We start from the raw sequence: 25,940 nt of genomic DNA, 5'->3' as shown, positions 1-25,940 counted from the left end.
TTTGTATTAATAGTATTGAAATAATTCTTGATTGATGCATTGATACTCTATTCGGATTTCAATTTATCACAATTTGTATCCACCGTATTTTCGAAGAAAAGGCGTACTTAATTTAAAAAAATAGCGACTCATTCCATAAAAAAGGTCGCTATTTTTGATTATTACAATTGTACAGTTTGTAATTATTGCTGCAAATTTTACAGAAGTTTGACCATTTTATTCAAACCCCTTACTAAATTCCTAATGCCTGACCTCCGCCAATTTGGATTGTTTCGGCGGTAATAAACGAAGCGCTATCACTTACTAAGAAAGATACCACAGAAGCTACTTCTTCAGCTTCACCTAATCTACCCAGCAAAATTGTATTTTTCCAGGAAGCGAATAGTTCCGGTTTGGTGGCTTTAATTTGAGCGTGGAACGGAGTATCGATAGTTCCCGGAGAAACTGCATTTACTCTAATTCCGTACTCGGCCAAATCTTTGGCTAAAGCTCTTGTGATGGATTGCACTCCACCTTTTGCCGTGGCATAGATTCCAGCACCAGGTCCCGCACCATTCCAAGCGGCATTAGAAGTATAGTTGATAATAGAAGCTTTCTCCCCTTTTTTTAGAAATGGTATGGCTGCTCTAGAAGCAAAAAATACGGAATCAAGATTCAACCCCATAACAAATTTATATTCTGCTGTGGTCATTTCTTCGAATCTAGCTCTAATACCGATACCACCTGCATTATTGACCAGAACATCAATTTTTCCATATTTTTCGCCAATTTTAGTTATATTTTCTGTTACCTCTTCGTCTTTGGTAACGTCAAAACTATAATATTCCGCAGTGATTCCTTCAGCCGTGAGTTCTGAAACTCTTTTTGCACCATCTTCATCCTCAATACCATTCAAAATAACAGTGTACCCGTCTTTGCCTAATCTTTTTGCAACTGCAAAACCTATTCCTCCAGTTGCGCCTGTTATAATAGCTACTTTACTTTCTAACTTACCCATTTTTATTCAATTTATATATTAACCCGTTGGGTGTAATTCAATTTAATTTTTTTTAAACACATAGAATCATAGTTTTTTATTAATTTTATTAAGACGCTTCGCTTGATTTTAGTAAATCATAGCTATGTGAACCCAAGAACTGGGCTATCCAACTCTTTTTTCTATGATTCTATGCGTTTCAATTTTACTATTTCTAAAAATTTAATAATTTCACCCAACGAGTTATATTACTATTTTATAATCTTATGTTATTTGTTCAATTTTACCTACTGTCATAAAAACGGAAAGTAAGGAAAGGGGAACCAAAGCGGCTAATAATCCAAACAATAGTGTCCAACTTGCGATTTGACCCGCAAATAATATTGCCAAAATGGTACCCAAAACGGCTGCAGCACCACCCAATCCTGCCAATGACCCAACCGATTTACCACAATGCAAATCACTAGGTAAAGTTTGAATATTGACAATGGTAAACTGAAAACCTCCAAGAACAAAAGCCATTAAAATTACTGCCAAAGCAGCATTGGCAGCCATCACAGAGGCAATAATAGAAGGAACAATAATGCTTCCACCAACGATAATTGCCGTTTTTCTTGCCTTATCAACTGTAAATCCTTTACGAATTAAATATCCCGAAAACCATCCGCCAGAGATACTACCAATCATTGCACCCAAATAAGGAACCCAAGCTGAAAAAGCCAATTCTTTGATGTTCAAATTAAATTCTTCTACTAAATACATTGGTAGGAAAGTGACGAACATCCACCAAATAGGATCAAGAAAAAAGCGGCCTAGAATGACAGAATAATTTTTTCTGTTGGCCAATAATTGCCCCCAAGATTTAGCCACTTCATTGGTAACTTTAGATTCGGGCTGATTGCTTAAAATGTATTCTCGTTCCTTATCTGAAATCCATTTGTGTTCTTTTGGTCCTTTTTTATTGATGACAAGCCAAGGAATAATCCATAAAATTCCGAGTGAACCTACTACGACGAAGGTATATTTCCAACCAATAGAAATATACAATGATAAAATAACGATTGGAGCAATAATAGAACCTATCGAAGCGGCGGCGCCAAAAAGTCCTTGAGCAAAAGCCCGTTCTCTTTGAGGAAACCATTCCGCATTGCTTTTTGTGGTTCCAGGCCAGGGCCCCGCCTCACCCAGACCAAGCATCATCCGAAATCCGGTCAATCCCACTTTTCCCTGAGCCAATGAGGTAAGGGCATCGGCAAATCCCCAAACTAAAACCGAAGTTGCAAATCCCCGACGAGTACCAATTTTATCATACAATTTCCCCGAAAAAAGTTGGCTGAATCCATAGGCAATCATAAAAAATATAGTAATTGTACCCAATTCATCTTTAGCTTGTTTTGAAGCCACTTCAGGTGAAGCATTTTTATCGACAATGCCCAATTCGTAAGCTATACCTTGTCGATTGACAATAATTTGGTTGTCATTTTTAAAGCTAACCAATTCTGCTTTCTGAATGACTTTTTCTCCACCTTTCGAGAGAAGTACGTACGTATTATTAGCCACCAAAAACTGGGCTTGATTTTCTTTTATTTTAGGATTAATTTGGTCGACTTTTTTGTACTCGATATTGGCCACCCACATATAGTTTAATGTTCCTCTATCGAGGTAATTGATTACTGTAATCAGCATTATGAGCCCAATAATCCACCATCTTAATCCTTTTATTTTCATTTTTTAATATGCTACTAAACGTTATAACAATAATTATATAAAGCTTTAAAATGAGCTTTCATTTTTTGTTTTGCCAACTGCGGATTTTGAGCTTTGATCGCCTCAAAAACATCGTTATGCTCCTCTATTCCAGCCAAGGATTGACTCTCATCACAAACATGCAATTTGGCAAAATAAGTAATGATTTCGGGGGTGATCATCAACATCAAATTATTGATGGTGCTGTTACCGCTTGCTTTTGCGATAGCCAAATGAAATAATAAATCCTCTTGAACGGCATCTTCGCCATTTAAAACCTTTTTTGAATAGGCATCTAATGCATCGCCTATTTGGACCAAATCTTCTTTTGTTCTGCGCAAAGCCGCTAATCGAACGGTTTTCAATTCCAATAATATTCGAGTTTCAACCAAAGATTTAAAATCTGATTCTCCGAGTCTCAAAATATCATCGATAATCCCATTCATCGCTATGACACCGATATTGGCTACAAAAGTTCCACTCTGCGGAATGGATTTCAAAATACCGTAAAACTCCAATTTTTGAATGGCTTCGCGGACACTGCTGCGGCTCACCTCAAATTTTTCGGATAACATTCGCTCTGAAGGCAATTTGTCATCTGGTTCTAAATTTTTATAATTGATATAATCCCGAATTTTGGCAATTATACTATTCAATACCTCTTGATTGTCTTTCTTTGTAAGCACTTCTAATTTCATATCTAATTATTTTTAAATTAAACTCTGGTTAACCAGATTGGTTTAAACAAAAATATAAAAAAAATGACATAACTACACTTTTAATTCTAAATATTCTGATTAAAGTAGTTTTAATGTGAAACTGTTAAAGCATAAATCTTGACCTTTGCGTAGGTTCCGGGCTCTTTGGATTGAAAATAATTTCCGGCTTTGAAATAGTTTTCAAAAATTCCCCACTTTTTGATATTGATATCATTGTAAACCAATGTTTCCGTTCCATTGAGAATTACTTCCATTCGTCCGTTAGAAATCTTTACTTCTATGGTAAACTTGTCGAAATCTACTTTTTCTTTAAAACTTATCCCTTCATCATCTGTCCAAGCAGATACAGGCAGCATTTCAATGTCGCTCGCCTTCGGGTTTTTAAGGACTTTTGTTTTGACCCTAATTTTCCCGTCATCCCAATAAATCTTTAGCATTGGAGCGGCATTATTATCTTTTTGTCCAATTAATTCCCGCTGCGCATTGGTCAATCGCCCGTGAATTTGAGCAATAATAACCTTATTATATTTACCGTCTTTTCCCCTTGATATCGCATCCATTGCATAAGTTGCCTTAAATGTTCCTCCCTGAGCAAAAGTCCAATTGACATTGTTATTATTAGGGTCGATCGTTTCTCTTAGCTCCGATCTCGAATAATGACTATTGGCCGTAGTAGTTCCCGAGGGATAAGCATAAAATACGATTGATTTGTCTTTTTCGTCATTATACATCCATTTTTTTAAAACAGGATTCGTAGCATAATCCATAATTTCTGGATATCCAATTTCAATTGGACTTCCCGCCTCTTTAGGATCTTCTTCCGGAATTGTAATTTTCCAATGTGTCAAATCAATCGAAGCTGCTTTTTTATCTTTTTTTGCTTGTTGCCCGTATATGGTACAACCCAAAACTAGCAAAGCGAAGCACATAATTTTTGAAAATTGCATTTTCATTTTAGTATCATTTTTTTATTATCCTTTGGCTTTCTCAAAAAAACTATCTGAGCATTATTGTAATGAATTTGCAAATCACATTGGATAACCAATTTGGATAACCAAATATACTTCTTTTTTTCGATAAAAAAATTTATATTATTATTTTTTATCAAAAAAAATCTCATTCAGAAAAAATACCCGAATTTGGCACGTAGATTTCGATATAAATGAGCAACTCTACGACACAATATATTCTAATCGGGCAAGATATATCAAATACTAACCACGACAGCATGGTCAAATACAACGTCCCATCAGTTTACCTCTTTAAACAAGAAATACCACAAATAGTTCTATATTACCTACTCAAAGTAGCTCTATTCTTTATCTCCGAAATACGACACCGCACCACCACTCAAGAAATCTTCTCTTACGGGACTAAAGGTATCAATCAATATTCCCTCTTCTAAACAAACAGCACTATGCAGTAAATTGGGCTGAATATAAACCCCGTCACCAGCAGATACAATTTGTTTTAGTCCATCAATTTCAAATTCAAATTTACCGGAAACACAGTAGGTCGCTTGGGTGTGAAAATGTTGATGTGGAGCACCTAATGCACCTTTTTCAAATTTCACTTGGACCATCATGATTTGATTATCATACCCTAAGAATTTTCTAGACACTCCGCCGCCTAGTTTTTCCCATTCCATCTCTTTTGTAATAATGTATTTTTGACTAAATCTTTCCATTTTTTTAAATTTTATTTATAATAAGGCCCTGTCCACTCATAGGTTTTGCTATCGATTATTAAATGATGTTTTTGATTGCTTTTATTATTTTCTGTCGATAAAATAAAAACAGTTTCTACTCCAGAAATACTTTTAATTTGGATACCAATATAATTAGCGTCTTCGTAAATAATTTTGAGATTTGCAATGCAACTATAGGAATTTAAGGCTACTTCACTAACGGGACTATAATTGCCGTGGGTTTCGAGAACAGATACAAATGTGGCCTTTTGAACATTCTTTTTTCTAAAAATAAATCCTGGATCATTTCGCAAATTAAAATTAGGATCATTAGCACCAATGCGCACAAAAAAGAATTCGTCATTCGGCTGTGTAATCGAAGTTAGGGTATAAAAACTACCTTCGTTCAACCAAGAAACCTTTGCATTATCTACCGTTAATATGGCGGTTCCCGCCTTCCATAAATGTTGATATCCATTAGCCTTGCCCAAGGTTTCCAAATTATTTGGAGTTTCATAAGCAAAATTAGTAGACATTAATTGACCTAAATAATAGAAAGGTAAATCAAACTGATTGACTGTTTTGGAGTCCAATTGAATGATATCTAACAAAAATGGTTTCTCAAATCCGTCTTGCGCTATCAATGCCATTGTTCTTTGAATAGTTGTGCCAGGATAGGCATTGTTTTCGTTGGCACTAATAATTTGAACTTTAGGATTGGAAACATCATACAGGTATTTCTCTGAAGCAAATTTACTTCCTGTCTCAAAATTACCGCCAAAATGCGATGTTTCATTTTGTACTACAGTATTATGAGCGATAGTTTGTTTGGCCCAAGATGCGTTCTCCTTCAAGTAATTGCCTCCACCCTTTTGCTCGATATTCACAAAACGAGACAATCCATAATCTTGCAAAACATCAGTACTATTGTTATAAAAGGAAAACGAAAGTTTATCGTAATGACCGTGACTCAGCCCTTGCGAAGCATATTTCAAAACCAAAGTCAATTCGTCTTCCTTCATTTTACTTCGAATAATAGCGACACCACCCTGTTTTCCATCGGAGCCATCAGACAGATCAATCGATTTTTTTACGAAGGGTTTTTCTAAATTATTTTTTATACCCAATGCAACTGCCATACCGGAATTGTTCAACTGTACCCGTCCCTGTTGTTTTGCAATGGTTAACAATGAAGGATCTTTTCCAGCGTATAAATAAGCAATATCTACTGCCGAAACTAATTCATTCGAATAATATGACATCCCTTTTTGGGCGTCATTCAAGGGGAAAAACTCACCATTAGTTTTGGTCAAATTCAATAAAGCATAAACCGATTTTAATAATACTTTGTTTTTATAGTCGAAAATCTTTAAATCAGGCTTGTTATTTTGTAAAGCTTGGGCAAAAGTCAAAAAAGGATACATCGCATACCGCTGATAATAAGCTCCTTCGGTATAATAGCCGTCAGGGGAAAAAGGCTCATCCAAGTTGGCTAAAAAACCCGCTTTTTGTCCTTCTTTTTTCACAAATCCACCATCGTTATCTTTCATTCCTGCAGCTAAACCATCCTCTTTCAAACCATATAAAGCGCGATCTATTAATTGATTGTCTCTTAATACAATACCAATCATTCCTACGGCCACATTTCCCCAAGTACTGTGATTATGCACCCTATTGAAAAATTGTGGAGAACCGACCGAAATGAAATCGGCAAAGGGTCGAAACAAATCTTTCTCGATTATAGAGCGGTTGGCAGGGCTAATAAAATCATAAACACAATCATACGCTTGACTTGCATAAACCAACCAATTGGCATCGTTTAAAGCTTGCCAAAAAAGTTTTCCTCTTGCATACGAAATTTTTTCTGGGTGTAATGGCAAAGTTGGATACATTTTGGCATAACCCAATAACATATCACGAACATAGATGCCATATTTTTCATCTCCTAATAGTTGATATAAGACTCCCGCTTTTTCTAGAACTTGATAGTTGTTTTTGTGTCGCTCGTGCGCAGATCCACCTGAGAATCCCTTTGGTAAAGGAATAATAATCCCCAAAGCAATTTCGGCGTCAACTTCGGCTTTTGTTTCCACCAAAGAAGCATCGAAAAGAGGTACTTTTCCTAATTGAGATCGAATTTCTTTAACGCCTTGCTTAGTCAAAATTAAGCTTGGATGCTCTTGAGCATGTAGACTTGACATCAGTAGTAGCAAAAGTGCTGCTTGTAGTGTTTTAATATATTTTACTTTTTTTATTTTCATCTATTTTATTTTTGTATCAATCCAATATTTGAACCGTCAGTACCTTTATTTATTAAGGGTGAATCAGCACTCAACTGATAATTTTCCTTCAATTTAGGGTCGAAGTTGGTGGAGTTTTTTTCTATAAATTTTTCATCTCCATTAACCAAAATTGGGTCGGTTTTGAAGAAATTATTATTGAATATATTTACAATTGGTTCCCCAACGACCAAATGCATTTTGATCCCTTTGCTATTGTTGAAAATATTATTTTCGATATGATTTACCTGCACTCCGTACAGTGACAAACTGGCATTGTACCGATTTCTAGTGTTTTTGCCCACATTGTCAAAAACACAATGCGAAACCGTCAAAATTGGCCCATTGGTACTCTCATCCGTTCCGCCGCGATACAGTTGCAATACCGCCCCACCAATATCCGAAAAACTATTGTTTTCTAAAATTACATTTTCGGCATTGTAAATGCCTACATCGTCGGTTTCCTTATCCAAGGCTATTATATTTCCGGATATTTTTTTGAAAGTAGCATTCTCAATTTGAATGAGATCGGCAAAGGTATTTTTGTAAACCGTAATCACATCAAATGAATGATTCACATCTAAATTTATAAAATCGCATCGATTAATTTTTAGCTCATAATTTTTTATCATCGAATATTTACTGGTGCTTATCACCGAATTCCCAGCATAATCAGGAGCTTCTTTTCCATCGAATTGCAAACCTTCTAATGCTAAACTTCCTCCGTTTTCGATTTCAAACAAAGTTTTTTTCTCAAAAATCAACTTGGGTTTTGTTTCCTGATTTGATCTAAAAGTTAACGGATGTTTTACAGCAATCATCTTGGTGTTGTAGTAGGTTTCAGAAGAGGTCAATTCAATAATATCCCCAGGTGCAGATGCTAAAGCGGCATCATACAATGCATCTAAGCCAGGTTCCACTCGGATGATTTTTCCACTAGAAAGAGCGGTGTTTTTTTCAGCTTTTGAATACCAAGAAACCCCCGAATTAGATTTGGTGGCAATTTCAGGATGTATCAATACTTTAACTTTTAAGGCTTTTGATTCAGGAAGTTCGAATCCGTTTTTATCTTTCACTAATTTGAAATTAACCTTCAGGAAACCTTTTGAAAATTCAGTATTGATATTGGGACTCGTATAATTTCCCGCAAAGCTGATTCCGCTAATATCATCATAAACGGTAAATAATTCGGATTTATTCTGGTGGAAAAATATATTATCCGAAATATTTGAATTTATGGGAGTGGCGCTGCGCTCTTTGTCACTTCCGGCACAAAGTTGCACATGATCACAATTGACGAAGGTGTTATTTTTGATGACTGCATTTTTTACTTGGTGATAGCGGTTTGGTGTCGAATTCGGAACCCCATTCATTATTACCAAAGCTCCCCTAAATCGATACCCTGTAAGACCAACACAATAATTATTGATTACGGTTTGGTCACCATTGATAACGCGAATTCCCCCTATAAATGGTTTGTTATTGCCAATAAAAACATTGCCATCAACCAACGTTCCGCTGCCGTGGCGCAAGGTTAAACTACCGGCACATTCAAAAAAAGTATTGAATCTATAGGTGTTTCTGCAAGATTTATTCGAAACAATTTCACCCTCTCCGTCGCAACGATCAAAATAATTGAATTCTACTACAGTTCTCGAATTGGTCAACGAATAATGACTGGTTCCAATTCGAATGGTTTCGCCACCATTCGAACCTAAATTAGGTCTCGGCCCAAAATAATTATGGTCAATTTGATGATTGTTTTCTTGGCTTTCTTCGGTTTCTAATCGTACAGCCATCGTCACACCGAGATTTTGCTTCCCTTCGATATGATTGTGGTCAATTCGATTATTTTTGCCATAAATAGAAATCCAGTAATCCGATTCGAAACGCTCTGGATTGCTAAAGTGGTCAATCACACATTGGGTCAATCGGCAATGATTGGCTAATTTTTTGGAATCTTTTCGAAACGAAATAAGCTCTGTGGTGGGTGTAAATCCATTCTTAAAAACAAGTCCTTCAACCACAAGATATTCTCCCGCAATTCGAAGATTGGAGGCGCCAGACAAAATAACTTTCCCTTTTTCTTCTGCGGTTAGGGTAATCGGATTAGTTGAAGTGCCCATTCCTTCAAACAAAAGTTCTGCATTTTTCCAAATACCATTTGACAATACAATAAAATGGCCGGCTTTTGCTTGGGCTACAGCTATATTGAACTCTTTGACGTTATGTACAAGTACACGCACTTCAGGACGTACGATGCTGTATGATAATGATTTAGAAAAAAGAAGGACTACAAGCGATATAATTTTTATATTTTTCATACCTATTTATTGGTTTACCAATTTGGTTACCCAAAAATATTATTAAATATTGAATAAAAAAAATATTATTGAGTTTATTTTATTGAAGAAAGTTAGCATAAAAAAGCCAAGAAAACAGCAAAATAGAAGTAAAAATTGTCAAAACATCTCATAATCTCCATTAATTGGCATGACGATGCACTTCGATTTTCCGTCTCTATTTAAACCAAATACTACCCAAGCCTTTCTTTAAGTCGTTTTATCCAATATAAATACTTGTATTGGATTAGCCAATTTGTCTGCGGTATCCTGTAAATAAGTATCAAATCCTATTTTACTCGAAAATCTAGGATCCGTTTTCTCCCAACAAGCAAAAAAACGAATAGTTTGAATGTCGTTTTCTGTAGCATCGAGTGCCACAAAATTAGATCGGATAAATTCATTGGCAGTATTTACTTTCCCCTTAGCAACGAAATTTTTTGTTGGAAACATGATCGCTAATCCCAATAAACTTGATGTTCCCTGCGCTTGCTTATCAAAAGTAGCTATAGAACTAAATTTCGAATTATGCACTTTAACATACAATGAATCGGAAGTAAAGTTGGGCATTCCACAAATCAATTTTTGATCCTTTTCCAATCGGACTTTTATTTTTTCAGTATAGAAAAAATCACCTTTATAAATCGAAACGAGCTCATAGCCGTCTTTTTTCAACCTTCCACAATCCCAATTCTTAAATTGAATGCTATACGTTGCTTTTAAGGCTCCTTCTTCAATATGATTAAAAATGGAATTATCGGCATCGGCTAATGAATAAATAGTATTGTTTTCTATTATCCCAAAACCACCAGCACCAATACTTCCGCCGGTTTGCAGTATGTCCATTCCCCAATCCTGTAGGTTATGCCACGAACCCTTCAACCCTACTTTTTCCAGTACCATTTCGTTAGTTAATTTACCGAATACATCTTTGCTATTTCTTTTGTCAAAAAAATGACGAAAGGCAACTTTATCATTTTCAATTCCTGGGCCTTCCAACTGAAACGAAGGGTTAGTACTATTCTGGGTAAATCCTCGAAGTCGCGATACATTATCTATTTCGGCGTTGGGTTCAGTCGATTTACTTTTGTAACTAAATCTTATATTTGTCGATTGTTGGGGACTAATAACGCGCTCTTTTTTTATCCAATTGAGCTGTAAAGTATCGGTTTTACTGGCTTTTAGATTGACTTCGACTAAAAGTTCATCCCAAATACCATCTTTATTTCCGTCTGAGAGTTGACTGTTTAAAACAGTAGATTTACACTTAATTTGGGGTACTAAATCTTTAGCGGCATTTTTATATTTCTCACAAGCAATCGCTATAATCTCATTATTTCTGTCAATAGACAATGGATTTCTAATAATAATATCTTGATTTTTATTAACAATAATTTTTTGGGGAATTTCAGGTACTAATTGGAATGAACCTCCTTTACTTTCAAAATATAAAGTTCCTGAACCGTCCTGAACTTGAGACCTAAATGAACCAGAAGGTGATTTAACTTTCCAAGTACCTGCCTGAAGATCTGTGATCAGAACTTTATATTTTTTTGTTTTTTTACCTATTTCAAAATGTATTGAATCATTATATTTATCCAAAGCTAAATGTTGTACAACAATGCAATCGGCTACTTCGACAGCAATATGATCCCCTTTTGTGGCTCTTTTTTTTGTAACTACATGTGGAGTTATTTTGGATGTAGCGTCCATAACCTGAATTACATTCAAAAAATTATCCGATTTAGAGGCATTCTTTGGGGACAACTCGATTCTCCATCGACCGGCATCTTCCTGAGTTGCTTTGCCATAGTTTTTCCCATCCACCCAATATTCTTTGCCGGCACCTCCTATTTTTTCAATTTCTTGATTTTCAGGTTCTGGAAGTAAAATATCATTGTGTAATTTACCATTTCTTCCTTGATTAGTATTTTCAAATTCAACAGCACTTTGCAATATTCTTGGTTCGTTTTGCGAATGCAGCAACCACGATTTTTTAAACGATGCATTGGTAGATACTACTTTATCAAAAACCATTAAAACTCCAGGGATTTTATTGGATTTGAGATTTAAAAAGACAAAACTTCTTCGTACCGTATCTGCTTTTGCGGGATAAATCTCCACATTAGGCGGACAATTGTACGCTCTAGTCATATCGCCTTTTAGATAGGAATAAGTAGGTTTAGGACCTTTCGCAATATCAACGGCTAAAATTTCGGCAGACTTGCCGGCATCAAACATTTCTTTACTCGTATTCCAAGCACGATTATTTAATGAAAATTGTCCGCCATCCCTGGAAACGGCTCGTTTGTCTGAACCTTCAAATGGGTAAGGTTCATTTGGGTCGTAAATCAGTATTGAATTGTGCGCAACGGTTCGGGTGTAATAATTGACATAATTCAATTTGCCCCATTCATTTTCAAATTCACCTCCTTGATAAATTCCGGAATCCAAAGCCAAATGTCCTTTGTAATAAATGGAAAAATGCCCTAGGTCTAGATGCTGATGATTCTTTGCGCTGTATTCTCTCATGTTCATTAGCACGACCATTGCATTCGATTTGTAATCTTTGCGGTTGAAATCCCAGTTCGTACGAGCAAACATTAAGCCGGATGGTGATGAAAAAAAACGTGATAATGGCAGCTTGTCTATAGGTTTTGCATCTATTTTTGGATTATGAAAAATAAATGCCCTAGCACTATAATTTTCAGATTGACTAAGATACAATTTCGAATAGCTTTGTAGATACGGATCTTCGGAGAGTTGTGCAGCCAAATTAGCATACGGAAAATAGCCCATCCCAAGTTTGTTATGACAATCGCCTTCCGCCATTCCGTCCATATCATTGGTTTGGGGTATGGTTTGATAAATACCTCTGTAGGCAAGAGTGGAAATCTTTTTAGAATACGGATTCAATCCTAATTTTTCAAGCATAAAAGCCTGTAGAATTTCACTATAATAGCGAACAGCAATATACTGAGAACCTTGATGATGTGTACCGGATTCGAACATTGGATTTCTTGATTTTGCAAAATAATTAACTTGTTCAGCGTATTCAAAATCAAAATATTCCTTATCCTCATCATAGGTGGCAATTCCTTGCGCTAAAAATACATTGGCACCTACCTCTCCATAATGTCCAGAAAGATACTGTTTTGGTGTGCCTCTTTCTAAGCAATATTCGCCCAAACAGCTAACACGTTTCATTTGAGAAATTAAAACTTTTTTATCTTCGGAATCTAACAATTTATAGCACCAATCATAGACCATTGCTGCTCCAAAAACGGCTTCGTAACAATGCAAATTCTCGTGATATCCTTTGACCTTTTGAATGGATGGCAAGTATTTTTCCACGAGCTGGATGGCCTTAATACCCGATGATTTATTCTGGGTAGAATCGATAAGATACATCAAAGCCAGTGCCTCTATTTTTTGTCTAATTTTTTCATCAGGAACACCATCAGTTGATTGTCCGTCGGTAGGATAGGCCAATTGCTTATCAAAAACTATTTTGATATTCTTAAAATCGGGATGTTTTACCCTTTCTTTTAGATGAAGTACATCATTTGAATTCAATAGCAACCTTGGATGAGGTGGCATCTTGATTGTGTCGTTAGCAAATACTGAAAAGGCAGAACAAACAAGAGTTAAAAGTGCGAAAAAACAAGTTTTCATATACTAGTTTATTGAGAGTGAACAATTACACTATTTTTTTTACAAATTTCTATATCGAATTAGAGATTCCAGAAAATAATAATCTGCAAAAATACAAGGCACATCAGTATTCTGCGTTTTATGAAAATACTGAGTAGAGTGATATAACAAACTATTGGTTCCTTTTCCTTCTGTAAAATAAGGAAGTTGACAAAGCGAGGCGAGAATTGATTTTGCCTGATTCAAATACTGTTTTTGCAATTTACTCGAAGTAATATAGCCTTGCAACTCAAAAAGTGCAGAACAGACAATAGCCGAAGCTGAAGCATCGCGATGCTCAAGTTTCGATTGAAAATCCCAGTTTGCGATTTTATCTTCGGGTAAATGAGCTATAAAATAATCGGCCAATAGCATCGCATTTTTAAGGAATTCAGGATTTTTTGTTTTGCGATACATTACAGTGTAGCCGTATACCATCCAAGCGTGTCCTCGCGACCAAGTGCTTTCATCTACATCGCCCTGCAGTTGGCCTTTGTTTAAAATTATTCCGTTGTCTTTGTTATAGCGCACAATATGATAAGTTCCACCATCGGCTCGCACAAAATCACGAAAAACATTTTTAGCATGGGCAATACAACGATCTTTTATGGCTGGATCACCACCGTTTTCTGATGCCCAAAGCAAAAGTTCCAAATTCATCATAACGTCCACCAAGCCTCCTACAGAATTTTCAATGGTTTTCGCTTTTTCATCCCAATCAGAAGGATACTGCTGTATAACAGTAGAGTAACGACTGTCTGCCGTAGCAGCAGCAGTCAATAATATTTCTTTATAACGCTGACTGTCTGGGTCATTGGGAGCTAACCGAAATCCATTTCCGAAAGCGCAATTAAACCGGAAACCCAAATCGTGGGTTTTATTGTTGAACTTTTGCTGTTCAATCCCCGAAGTCCATTTTTTGGCCCAATTTTTATATTTTTCGTCATTGCTCAGTTCATAGGCATACCATAAGCATCCAGGATAAAATCCGCTTGTCCAATCGCCTGATGTCTGCAATTGCCATTTAAAGTCCTTTGTACCCTGATTGGGATATTTCAACGAATCCTTAATTTCCAAAGTCGAATTTGCCAAGGCTTCTAACGATTTTGATACTGCATTCTCCGCGAGACTTTTGAGTTGTGCGTCCGAAACCTTGGTTTGGCTAAAAAGACTAAGGCTTAGAAATAAACTTAAAAACAGTGCTAACAGATTAAAAATGGGCTTTTTCATTTATATAATTATTATTATTTTGAACATTAATTTGGCTTCCAAATTAAAACCGTGCTGGTATTTTCTGTTTGTTTTTCTTATAGCTTCGGCTCTGCTAAATACCGCAGGTTACAAATAATGACATTTCATTTCGTCATTGGAATAAAGGAACTTCGTAAAAAGCTATTTTAAATTGGTTTACCAATTTGGTTGTCCAAAAATAATATTAATATTTGAAGATTCAAAATCTAAAACCGACTTTTATCAGCTTGAATAACTCAAAACTTCTCAAATCAAGTAATAGTAAACCAAATGTGATTCCTGATGCGAGGATTTCAAGCTATCAAAGAAAAATGTGAACAATCGATTATTACCTCATCCTCAGAATAAGTGTTAGAAAAAGAAGAAATAGAATTCATTTGACATTCGAAAATTCGATTTCTGACACGATGCAAAAATTGAATATGTTCTTGTTTTGTATTCAAATAAAATTGCTTCGTGTATACAATTCCACCTTTGTGTTCCAAATGCATTTCATACCATTTGAACAAATTTAATTTAATAATAGCAGGAAAGAATAGCGTAGAACTAAGAAACGCCAACTCATCTGAAAAATAAACACTTTCGAAACAAAGCATCCCTACAAATGAAGCAATACAAGCCGCTTTCAGCAACCAGCCCACTTTATGTTTCAATATATAAATCTTGTGTACTTCAGAAAATAAGATAAATTGTTCCTCCCTCTTTTTATTTTTTACAATAAGTCCTTTTTCGACAATCGATTGTGTCTTAAACCTAATTATTTCAGTCGCATATTGTTTAGGATTATCCATAATTAAATAGGTATTAAATGGCTGAATTGAAATCATAGTTAAACAAAAAAAGGGGTGAAAAAACCCTGCCCAATCAAGGAACAGGGTTTTTTAGAAGAATGATAATGTGAAAATTCTATTTATTCAATAGTGTTTTCAGATACATGGTTGGCTCTGACTTTGATCAGCACATAAGACAAACCGACCAAGGCCAAAATCCCTACATAATCATCGATGGGCGCTGGAGCGTCTGGCGATTCTAAACCACCTCCCGTATCATCAGTTCCCGGCTGAGCAAATAAAATAGAAGTGGAACAAAAACAGAATACGGCGATATAATATTTTAATAATTTATTTTTCATTTTTGTTGTATTTTAAGGTTCTTAATTCAATACTTTTTTGGTTATTTCGCTGTTGTCTTCCCCTATTACTTTTACGATCAAAACTTGATTTTTTTCTTTCAAATTACTGATATTCGTAGTATTGGCTTTTACATTGTTGCGCTCTACAATAAGTCTTCCTTGCACATCATACACTCTCACGCTGTTGATGGCTTTCGAAGTAGAATTGACATACAAGATTCCTTTGTTTTTATACAGCATTACATTGGCATCATTCCACGCAGCTGCATCAACTTTCAATGTTTTTTGGAATTTCAAAGTGAATCTAGCATTATCGACTCCTGCTGCCGCTGTAAAGGTGTAAGCTCCTTCTTTCAAGTTGGTTTCTGTTGCTGTTTGGCTGTCAACCAAATAAACCTCCTGTCCAGTTGCAAAAACACCTTCAGCATGATCAATTGCAATGGTATAATCTCCTGCTGTCGCGGTTTTGAAGCTTAAAGCCACTACATCGCTGGCAATGAAAGTAGGACGACCTTGAATAGTGTATTCTCCGTTATTAATTTTAGAAGTCAAGGCAAAAGCACTATCGTTGATGTATTTACCATCATACCTATCAACCCCTATAAATGCATTATCATTATAAGTCACTGCCATTTGAGAAAAATCTCCTGCAGCATTGGTGGCATTTAACCATACTTTATCAGCTGCTATAACTTGTTTAGTTTTGAAGAATTGACCAGCTGTATTGGCTACTCTTTGACTGTTTTTGAAGGTCATAGCACTAGCGCCAGATTTGGCTTCCACAAAAAATCCTTGACCTGTTTGAATTACATCCAGTGGATTTACGGATTGCGTATTATTATTAGTGACAAATGTTCCAGGATCATTTACTGTTGCTCCGGCTTGCCAAGTGCAATAAGCTGTTCCTACACCATTCGTTTTTCTCCAGAAATATAAAGTAGACTCTATATTTGCTGTATTATCAAAAACAAAATTCTGCATTTTTATTGGCGACGGATAAGGGTTTCCTAACAAATTATAACGTAATCCTGTTACAAGACCATCTATTAAAGTTACGGGAACATCTCCATTATTGGGCACACCGCTAAACTGCCCGTTGAAAGTTTCAGTTGCAGGAGCATCTACAGCCGTGTTGGGCATACGGATTAAATAACCTGAACCCGACGTAAAGCTGTTTGTAGTGGGATCAATAACACTAAAGGCCCCGTTTGTACCGAATGAAGTATTGTAGTTGTAAAACCGTGTAGTTGTTGTAGCTGGCGAAAAGGCTAATAAATTCTGGCCCGATACTGGCGAAGACCATAAGGTATAGTCTAACCGTGATAAAAGAGAGCTGTTGCGTTTTACTGTAATTGCACCTGAATTAGCATTTACTGTAGTGGCAGCTCCCTGAATCAGGTTGGCGTTATTATTTAAAACTACTGCAGCTGCTCCTAGTGTTGAACTATTAATCAAGTTATTTTTAACCGTTAGATTACCAGCAGTTTGTGCTAAAGAACCTGAACCTAAAATCGTTAAATCATTGTTTATCGTTTTATCGGCGTTTAATGATAGTGAGGCTGTTCCTGCGATAGTAAGATTATTCAAAACGGAACCATCTGCTGGCATTTCTGCCCCTGGGGTTTGCACGCCAGCGCCATTGTAGGTTAGATTTACAGTGGAGCCGAAGGTAATTCCATTACCAAAAGAACCCGCTGTTCGAACTATCGAAGCACCATTTGCCAAAACAAAAGGAGATCCTGAAATAGCACTACTAGCACTAATTTGATTAGAAGTTAAAGTCCCTGATACATTTATCGTGCCGCTAACGGTCTTAGCATTAGCTCCAGCAGTACCATCTGAAATAGTAAGATTCGCATAATCTGTTCTTGGCGTAATTATTTGTGCTGTACCACTATTTCCTCTTGAAAATTCTACGGTACTTGCAGATCCTAAAATAAAATTTACTCCTGCATTTTCTGCATTAGCAAATTGAAGCCCGGGAGCACCAGTTGCTGTAGATAAAGCGGCACCAAAAGAAACTAAATTTATAGCTCTTGATTGTTTTACAGTTCCTTGAATATCACATATTGCGCTTCCTGTAAAATAAAATGCATTATACACCGTACTGTTGATATTTAAAATAGAACCTGCTGCAATAGTAAGTTTATTATTTACTGTTAGAGCTCCAGAAAATGTTGGTGCAGTTCCACCAATAGTTATTGGCGCTAAACTTCCTCCATCGATAAATACTTTACCAAAAGAAATTGCAGATGAAACGCTTGCGATTGGCTGAATTTGCAAATGCACTTCTGAACTAGCATCTAAAGTTCCAAAAGTTGGATATGTAGCACTCTGTAGCACCAAACTATTGACACCAGATGAAGCGGCAGCCACATCGATAGTTCCTATAATAGGAAAAGTTGGAGCAATGGTTAAAGTAGCTCCAGCTACACTCGCGTTTCCTAAAATAATTTTTGAACCAGCTCCTAAAGTCCAAGCGGAATCAGTGGTAGCATTGCTTTGAATTAAAAAAGTTGCATTTGCTCCAGTTATATTAGGAGTTGGTGACCAATTTCCTGCATCAGTTAATGAACCAGAACCATTATAAGTATAGGAACCTGAAACCGATCCGGAAACACTAAGATTTAAAGTAGTGGCATCCGACACCAAAGGAATTGTTTCGGCATAAACTCCATTAGTCAAACCTGCTTTTAATCTTACATATAATGTTCCGCCTGATGTGGGTAAAATAAAACTACCCAAAGTAGCAACTGTAGTAAAATTATCGGTTGACAACTCAAAATTACTAGGCAAACTTGATAAGGTAATCGTTGAAGATAAATTAGAACCAGTAACGCTAGTATTTTGAACCGTTGATGGACCACTTCCTGAAACATAACTAAAAGTTGAAAATGCTGGAGATGCAGTAATAACAGGACCAGAAGCTACATAAGTGGTAGTCACTTCATTGGTTAAATTGTAATTAAAAGCCTTGTCTACTGTATATATTTTATAATAAGCTCCGGCTGGCGCTCCAGAATCAGTAAATGAAGATGTAGTCCCTATGTAGACAATGGTACCAGCAGTTGTAGTGTTTCCTACTTTATAAATTCCATTATTATTAATATCATCAGAAGTGTCAGGATTTGCAGCATAACGAACCACGACATACCCTCCTCCGTCAACGCCGTTAACCGGAGCTGTCCAAGAAACTAAAGGAGTTGAAGAACTATTGGAAACACTTGCGCCTGTAACAGGATCTGGTGCTGTTATATCTACAATTGATCCTTGATAAACTACAAAATCATCTATATAAACTAAACCAGTAAAAGCACCTGCACTTGCTGCTATTCTAGAACAGGCAAAATTTCCAGGATTATTAGCGGTCGCTGAAGCAGTTGGAGTTACGGGAGTTGTGATTTTTTCAGCATATTTTAACCAAGTATTAGCTGTAAAAGCTGTACTAGTCGCAGCAGTAACACTTCCAGAAGTACCACTCACATATATTGCACCAGTTAGCGCTGAACCACCTGTTGAACCTGCAGCTCCAGTAGGATCAACACTAGACTTATAATAATATTGAACTATATAATCTGTACTGTTTCCTAGAATATTCCCTGCTGGAGAGGCAGGTACTTGCAAACGCAAATTAGTAGCTGTTGCAGTTTGTGCATAACCTGCAGAAAATTGTCCAGTTCTTGCAGTTGAAGCACTTGAATAAATTGCTCTAGTAGCCGCTGCAGATGTTGAACTAATAGTCCACGAGGTATAATTTGGAGCGTTAGTAGATGATCCTGAAGGAATGCTTGTTGTGGCGGCTTGACCTTCCAATCCACCATCCATAAATGGGAATTGGCCAATAACTTGCTGTCCCCACCCCATATTCACACACAGCACTATCAAGCACAGGCTGTACCCCAACTCTGAAAGCCTTTTTCGGCTAAGTAATTGTTTTTTCATAATAATTGTTTTTTGTTTATAATAATAGATTAATACTTATTGTACTGATTAAAATCGATTAAATTTGGTTTGTCAAATTGGTTAATCAATTTGGTTTTCCAAATATACTAGTAAAATTAAATAAATCAAAAAAAATACAACTTATTTTTAATCAGTAAGCTAGAAAGTAATAAATGCCCGTTTTGACGAGTGTAATGCTATTCAATATATTATAAAAAAATAAAATCTACACATAGGTAAGAGGAACGATGACTTCACAACATTAAAAAATTATTGGATAACCAATTTGGTGTTTTTAATTGGTTAACCAATTAAAAATTTATAAATTTGCTTTTAAATAAATTAAAAAACGAACCTTTTTATGAAAAATGTAAATTCATTATTGTTTAATATTGTGCTTTTTTTGTTCACTACTATTGCTCTAGCTCAATTAGTAAGTACTAACTCAGCCTTGAATACTGCCATTTCGAATGCAGTTCCTGGAACTACCATTATTTTAACCAATGGCACTTGGACCAATACCCAAATAAACATTAACAAAACAGGCACAGCTGCTCAACCTATTACTATAAAAGCAGAAACAGCAGGCTCTGTCTTTTTCGAAGGAAACTCTTATGTGAAAATGGGTGGCTCTTATATTGTTTTTCAGGGTGTAACTTTCGGAAATCCATCAGGACTTTCTATTAGCAATAATGTAATTACCTTTAAATCCTCCTCGGAATGTTCCTATTGCCAACTGACCAATGTAAAAATCGACTCTTATAATGGTACTGCTGCCGATGCGACTAATACTTTCAAATGGGTATTGTTGTATGGGAACAATAACGAAATTAGCTATTGCTCCTTCATTGGAAAATACGGAGTGGGCAGTATCATCAATGATAATCGGGATACCAATACTCCCGATTATTCAAAAATCCACCATAATTATTTTGCCAGCCGAACTCCTGTAGGCGCAGTCAATGATTTGAATGACCAGGATGCCATTCGGATAGGTAATAGTGCTACCTCTCTTTACGATTCATTCACCGAAGTATATGATAATTATTTTTATGACTTCGTTGGAGAAATAGAAGTTATTTCGAATAAAAGTTGCCACAATAAATACTACAATAACACTTTTAGAGACTACAGTGGCACCCTAACATTAAGACACGGCAATGATTGCGAAGTATTTGACAATTTTTTTATAGCCAATAACAAATTATTTAGCGGTGGTGTTCGTGTGATGGGCGAAAATCACAAAATCTATAACAATTATATCGAGGGAGTGAATGCCAAAAAAGCTGATGGTTCTACCTCAAACGCAGTGGGGGGAATCAATGTTTCAAATGGAAGGGTTAGTTCAGCTTTGAATGGGTATATGGCCGTGAAAAACGTTACCATTACCAACAACACTTTTGTAAATGGTGATTTCGGATTACGAATTGGAACTAATGTAGCGGGAGATTTAACAATAGCCCCTGACAATCTTGTAGTAGCCAATAATCTAATTGTAAGTAGTTCATCAACAGCAAAAGCTATAGAACAAATAACTTCACCAACGGGAACTTCATCGAAATACGAAGGGAATATTAAGCAAAATGGAAGTTGGAATATTAACACAGGTACCACCAATATTTCTGTTACTTCTGGACTGTTGGCGACGACCAAAACCGATTTTTACAGAATCATTAGTGGCAGTACAGCCATTGATAAAGGTTTTGGAACCTATTCATTTTTGACACAAGACATAACTGGAGGATCACGACCTACAAGTTTTGATGTGGGAGCAGAAGAATTTAACTCAGGCGGAAGCCAAGTGCCTTACACCTCAGCCGATGTGGGAGTGAAAGTAGGTTTTCATGGAAATGCTACCTTAGGAATTGCTGAAAGAAATCTTGATAAACAAAATCTAATTCTTTATCCAGTTCCTGTTACCAATAATGTTTTGTATGTGCATTCAAAAACTAATTTGGGCACATTTACAATAATAGACTTGCAAGGCAAGATTTTAAAGGAAGAGACTGTTAATGATACCAATGCAAAAATTGATTTAAGCAATTTCTCAAATGGAACCTACATCATTAATATTCGAGGGACAAGCAAAACCTTCATAAAATAAGACAGGGCATTTATACTCTAAATCTGTCCAAAGCAGACTGTCCTCAAAGCAGAACTGTTTTTTCCTTAACACATATTTAGCCTTTTATCGGCAATCATCTGTCTACTGTGTGCTGATTTGAGAACCACGAAAAAGTTACTAATACTGCCATAAAAAAGGTGCGATTCCTAAAAACCGCACCTTTAACCAAACTAAAAACAATTTTTCAATATTCGCCTGAGGTATTATTCCACTATGAGCTTTCTTGTACTACTTGAAGCACCTTCTGAAATTTTCATTAAATAAACCCCTTTACTCAAACTAGACACATCCAAAGTTCCATTAGAAACTTCGTTATGTATAAGTTGTTTACCTAATATGTCATAAATAGTTATTTTTTTTGCATCAGAAGAACTTGAACTTATGAAAACTTTTCCGTTCGTAACTGGATTTGGGTATACGTTTAAACCGGCTATTTCATTTTTAGATAAACCCAACGGGGCTGTAGTACCAGTTACAGTATTGTAATTTGTAGCAACTCTAAGTTCGTCGATAATAATTCCTGGAGTTTTAGCATTAGAATCTTGTCTGATATAAATTCTATCGACATTTAGTCTATTGGTTGTACCTAAATTTGAAGTTATAGTAGCAGCAGGTTCCACATTTGGCACATCAGTTCCAGAACTTGTAGCAGGATCTATAACCCATAATTTTGAAGTTGGAATGTTAGTAACCAAATCGAATGTGTGACTTGCGATTATATAATATTCAGTATCCAAATTATATACGGTAGAACCCCAAGTTGTTTCAGTGGTTGAGGATCCTTTATTAATTCCCAAAACAAAGCCCGCACCTGATTTTTTTATGAATATACTGCAGGTATAATTTGTATTTCCAGGAGTCGTCGAACTTTCTTGACCTAAACTAATAAATTGAATACCAGGGTCAGCACCAGTCCAAACAGTTCCGGGAGCAGCACTGTTTTCCTTAAAAATGGCAAGAAATGAATAATATACTGTTCCTGAAGTTTGACTAGTAAATTTAATTTGAGGATCGGTGCTTCCTCCTTGAATAAACAACGCACTACCACCATATCCTGGAATTCCGGTAGTAACCCAACCGGGACTGGCAATAATTTGATCATCTAATGAAGATGCTGTAGCTACGCTTGTCCACTGACTTTTTGCAGGACTGGCATTTGCAAGAGCTTCACCTTCAGTATAGTTAAAGCTTTCGTACAATGGTAAAGTAACCTGTCCGAATGATTGCACGATCGACAGTATTACTGTTGCCAAAAGAAGTAATTTTTTTTTCATAATAAAGAGTTTAATAGTTAACAAAATTGGTTATCCAGTTTGGAATACCAAATTTACAATAATAATTTTAAATAAAAAATATTTACCAATAAAAATTAGATAAATCTAAAGTTAACTCAAATGGTACTAGTATTACTATAAAATTAGATTAATTAGCTATTGTTATGATTTTAGAATTGAAAATTTTGCCAGATTCATCAATAAGCTTCAAAACATAGTTACCTTGTTTCAGAGCACTAACATCTATTGTAAAATGATTGGATTTTAAGTTATCATTTTCAGCATTTAATACTAATTTTCCATCCATACTGAATACATATACTTTTTTATAATTTTTATTTGCCAATTGTAAATTCAATACCGTTGATGCTGGATTAGGATATACAATCAAAGAATTTAGCTGTTCGTTCTTTACTACAGATAAAGGAATTGCATTACCATAAAACTCAATTTCTGAAATAGTTGTAAAAGCCGAGGAATTATTTCCAGCTCCAGTGATTTTGACGTATCTCGCCACATCGGAAAACAGATAAGTTTGGAATGTTGAGGGACCGGCAGCGGCGCTCGTCAGATTGATCATCGGCGAGTAATTAATCCCATCGAGTGAAAATTGAATACCATAAAAATACCATTTCGAAGAACTTCCTGTCGTAGCAATTTTGATAGATTCTAAGCTGTAAACACCGCTTAAATCATAAGTCAAGACTCCATAAGGGTTAGTAGTACTTCCGATACCTAAATCAGACCATTTAGAACTAGTGTTTTTGTCTAAAGTATTGCTGGCATAATTCGAGTTCGGAGCCGTAATCTGCTCTTGAGTTGCTGTTACCGTTACAGGATATCCAGCCGCTCCAGCATTTATTATTGGAGTCGTAGACACCAAGCCAGCTTGAGTTATTGTCAAAATTCTAGTCAACGATCCACCGACTACCGTTATTGTTCCCGTTCTTGTTGCAAAAGTAGAATTTGCCGTCACAACCACAGTTATTGATCCATCATTTGTACCTGAAATCGGATTTATACTCATCCAACTGGGTTTATCAATTGTTGCCGTCCAATTTACATTTGAAGTTACCGTTGTAACCTGCGATCCTCCTGAAGCACCAAAGGATGGGATCGGAGTGAGCACAAGAGATTCTGGAACAGGCTCATTGGCTTCATACGCATTGGGTCCAACGGTAGCTGACGTCATAGGCTGGTAACGAACAGACATCACATCAGCGCTGTAATGATCGGCTCCCGGATTACTTGGAGTTGGCCTTGTTTGCCCATCAATGTCTTCAGTTGTTACAACTGCGTTTGTATTGTTATAAACAGGAGTAGTCGCTGCGGTACGCCATGTTCCCTGTGCACTATCGAATACTAAATTGGGGTTTTCATTTAGAGCCTGAGCTGGCGAAAATGAAGTAGTCATTGTTCCTCCCGATACCATTGCGGCTCCGGCTGTCGGGTACATCAAGTTATTGGACCAAGTCACATTCGAGCCGGGATCTTTACCATCGACAATTTTTACTAAACTGTTTTTAGATCCAGTTATTAAATTATTGGCTATAGTAATATTCAGCATCCCTTTCGTGTAAGCTCCATTATTGGTAAAACCCAATTCGATTCCGTAATCATTATTGACTAAAGTATTATAAGCAATAATTATTCTTTCGGGTCTAAAATGACTTGAAAGACTAGTACTTGTTTGATCGACATCACCTTGAGTCAATGTTATGGGAGCGTCCCATCTAGTTCCATTTAAGCCTTCAAAGTAGTTATTGATAATAACATGATCTGTTCCATAGACTCGGATTCCACCTGTATACAAATTAGTAGTCCCGTCTGGGGCTAAACCTATTGGTCTATTATTTCCAAAAAAATAATTTCCCTCTGCCCTATTTCTGTTACCGTGTCTAAAAGAAAGCGTCCCATAGCTTCCATTGAAAGTATTGTGTCTAACAATATTATCGCAGGATTTAATCGAAACTACTTCGGGATCTCCATCACAGTTTTCGAACAAATTATATTCTATTGTAGTATATCCGCTAGACTTGGACATATCACTCCAGCCCACTCTAATAGACTCTTGCTCATTGACCGCTCTTGGGCTGTTATTTTTAAAATAATTATGATCTATTAAATCGTATTGAGATTGGTCTACCGAATTGTTACCATCCACTGTAATGTAATGCCCTGGCAGCGTTTTATCTTGAAAAATATTATGGTCAATTCTGTTATGATGGCTTGGATCAAGGTAGGGATACACAAGATCATTATAAACGCCCCCGATGTAAAACCACTTTACCGGGACTGTAGTGGTCAATTTAAAAATATTCCGTGTAAATCTAATATTATTACAACCCGATAATTTAACTAGTGAATTGCTGCCACTACAATTAAAATTAAACCCCTGAACCGTGATAAAAGTGCATTTACTTAAAGAAAATTTAGAATCATTAGTTAAAATCACACCTCCAATAGTTTCGGATTTTATCAATATGGGCAAATTCGAACTAGCTTTTATCGAAATGAAAGTAAATGAGGCGTTGCTATACGTACCATCTTTAAGAATAAATGTCCCTCCTGTTGACGCAGCGGTATTTACAGCGGTTTGAAGCGCCGAAACGGTCGTATATACATTTTGACCCTTTGCGCATAGGCCAATAAAACAACTAAAAAAAAGAAAAGCTTTGTAAAAGTAAAAAGAAAAAGGCTTGGTTGCGGTAGAACTAGTCATCGAAAGTTATATAAATTAATGCATTTTTATATGGTTTACCAATTTGGTTTAC

Annotated in this window: 15 protein-coding genes; 1 reads left to right on the top strand and 14 read right to left on the bottom strand. The window is 36.1% G+C overall.

All coding sequences use genetic code 11. From position 1 onward, the window contains the following. Positions 1-232 precede the first annotated feature (232 nt). The 12 genes from E1750_RS01170 to E1750_RS01115 form a co-directional block, all read right to left on the bottom strand. On the bottom strand, positions 233-997 hold the full coding sequence (locus E1750_RS01170; protein ID WP_133274996.1) for an SDR family NAD(P)-dependent oxidoreductase: 765 nt from the start codon (positions 995-997) through the stop codon (positions 233-235). A gap of 243 nt (positions 998-1,240) precedes the next feature. Continuing rightward, positions 1,241-2,704, bottom strand: coding sequence for an MFS transporter (locus E1750_RS01165; RefSeq protein WP_133274995.1), 1,464 nt, complete (start codon positions 2,702-2,704; stop codon positions 1,241-1,243). 14 nt (positions 2,705-2,718) lie between these two features. Then, positions 2,719-3,420 (bottom strand): FadR/GntR family transcriptional regulator, encoded by a 702-nt coding sequence (locus tag E1750_RS01160; RefSeq protein WP_133274994.1) that lies wholly within the window; start codon positions 3,418-3,420, stop codon positions 2,719-2,721. Positions 3,421-3,530: 110 nt separating this feature from the next. Further along, on the bottom strand, positions 3,531-4,394 hold the full coding sequence (locus E1750_RS01155; protein WP_133274993.1) for a polysaccharide lyase family 7 protein: 864 nt from the start codon (positions 4,392-4,394) through the stop codon (positions 3,531-3,533). Between the two features lie 359 nt (positions 4,395-4,753). After that, a complete protein-coding gene (locus E1750_RS01150) occupies positions 4,754-5,128 on the bottom strand; it encodes a cupin domain-containing protein (RefSeq protein ID WP_133274992.1) in 375 nt (124 codons plus the stop codon). An 11-nt stretch (positions 5,129-5,139) separates the two neighbouring features. After that, positions 5,140-7,389, bottom strand: coding sequence for an alginate lyase family protein (locus tag E1750_RS01145; protein ID WP_133274991.1), 2,250 nt, complete (start codon positions 7,387-7,389; stop codon positions 5,140-5,142). A gap of 5 nt (positions 7,390-7,394) precedes the next feature. Beyond that, positions 7,395-9,731, bottom strand: coding sequence for a chondroitinase-B domain-containing protein (locus E1750_RS01140; RefSeq protein WP_133274990.1), 2,337 nt, complete (start codon positions 9,729-9,731; stop codon positions 7,395-7,397). 228 nt (positions 9,732-9,959) lie between these two features. Continuing rightward, positions 9,960-13,424 (bottom strand): DUF4861 family protein, encoded by a 3,465-nt coding sequence (locus tag E1750_RS01135; protein WP_133274989.1) that lies wholly within the window; start codon positions 13,422-13,424, stop codon positions 9,960-9,962. A gap of 39 nt (positions 13,425-13,463) precedes the next feature. Continuing rightward, positions 13,464-14,672 (bottom strand): glycoside hydrolase family protein, encoded by a 1,209-nt coding sequence (locus E1750_RS01130; RefSeq protein WP_133274988.1) that lies wholly within the window; start codon positions 14,670-14,672, stop codon positions 13,464-13,466. 314 nt (positions 14,673-14,986) lie between these two features. Further along, positions 14,987-15,520, bottom strand: a complete 534-nt coding sequence (locus tag E1750_RS01125) for a hypothetical protein (protein ID WP_133274987.1) — start codon at positions 15,518-15,520, stop codon at positions 14,987-14,989. A gap of 83 nt (positions 15,521-15,603) precedes the next feature. Continuing rightward, positions 15,604-15,825 (bottom strand): hypothetical protein, encoded by a 222-nt coding sequence (locus E1750_RS01120; protein WP_133274986.1) that lies wholly within the window; start codon positions 15,823-15,825, stop codon positions 15,604-15,606. A gap of 21 nt (positions 15,826-15,846) precedes the next feature. After that, on the bottom strand, positions 15,847-19,767 hold the full coding sequence (locus tag E1750_RS01115) for a T9SS sorting signal type C domain-containing protein (protein ID WP_133274985.1): 3,921 nt from the start codon (positions 19,765-19,767) through the stop codon (positions 15,847-15,849). 361 nt (positions 19,768-20,128) lie between these two features. Between E1750_RS01115 and E1750_RS01110 the strand changes: the two genes are divergently transcribed. Beyond that, on the top strand, positions 20,129-21,871 hold the full coding sequence (locus E1750_RS01110; protein WP_133274984.1) for a chondroitinase-B domain-containing protein: 1,743 nt from the start codon (positions 20,129-20,131) through the stop codon (positions 21,869-21,871). Between the two features lie 224 nt (positions 21,872-22,095). On the opposite strand, the gene E1750_RS01105 is transcribed toward E1750_RS01110, so the two are convergent. Next, the gene (locus E1750_RS01105) at positions 22,096-23,166 is read right to left on the bottom strand and encodes a T9SS type A sorting domain-containing protein (protein WP_133274983.1); all 1,071 of its coding nucleotides are present in this window, start codon (positions 23,164-23,166) and stop codon (positions 22,096-22,098) included. A gap of 148 nt (positions 23,167-23,314) precedes the next feature. Next, complete coding sequence (locus tag E1750_RS01100; RefSeq protein WP_133274982.1) at positions 23,315-25,888, bottom strand: chondroitinase-B domain-containing protein; 2,574 nt, start codon at positions 25,886-25,888, stop codon at positions 23,315-23,317. Positions 25,889-25,940 lie beyond the last annotated feature (52 nt).

Source organism: Flavobacterium nackdongense (genome assembly GCF_004355225.1).
GTDB lineage: Bacteria > Bacteroidota > Bacteroidia > Flavobacteriales > Flavobacteriaceae > Flavobacterium > Flavobacterium nackdongense.
This window is presented reverse-complemented; position numbering and strand designations above follow the sequence as displayed.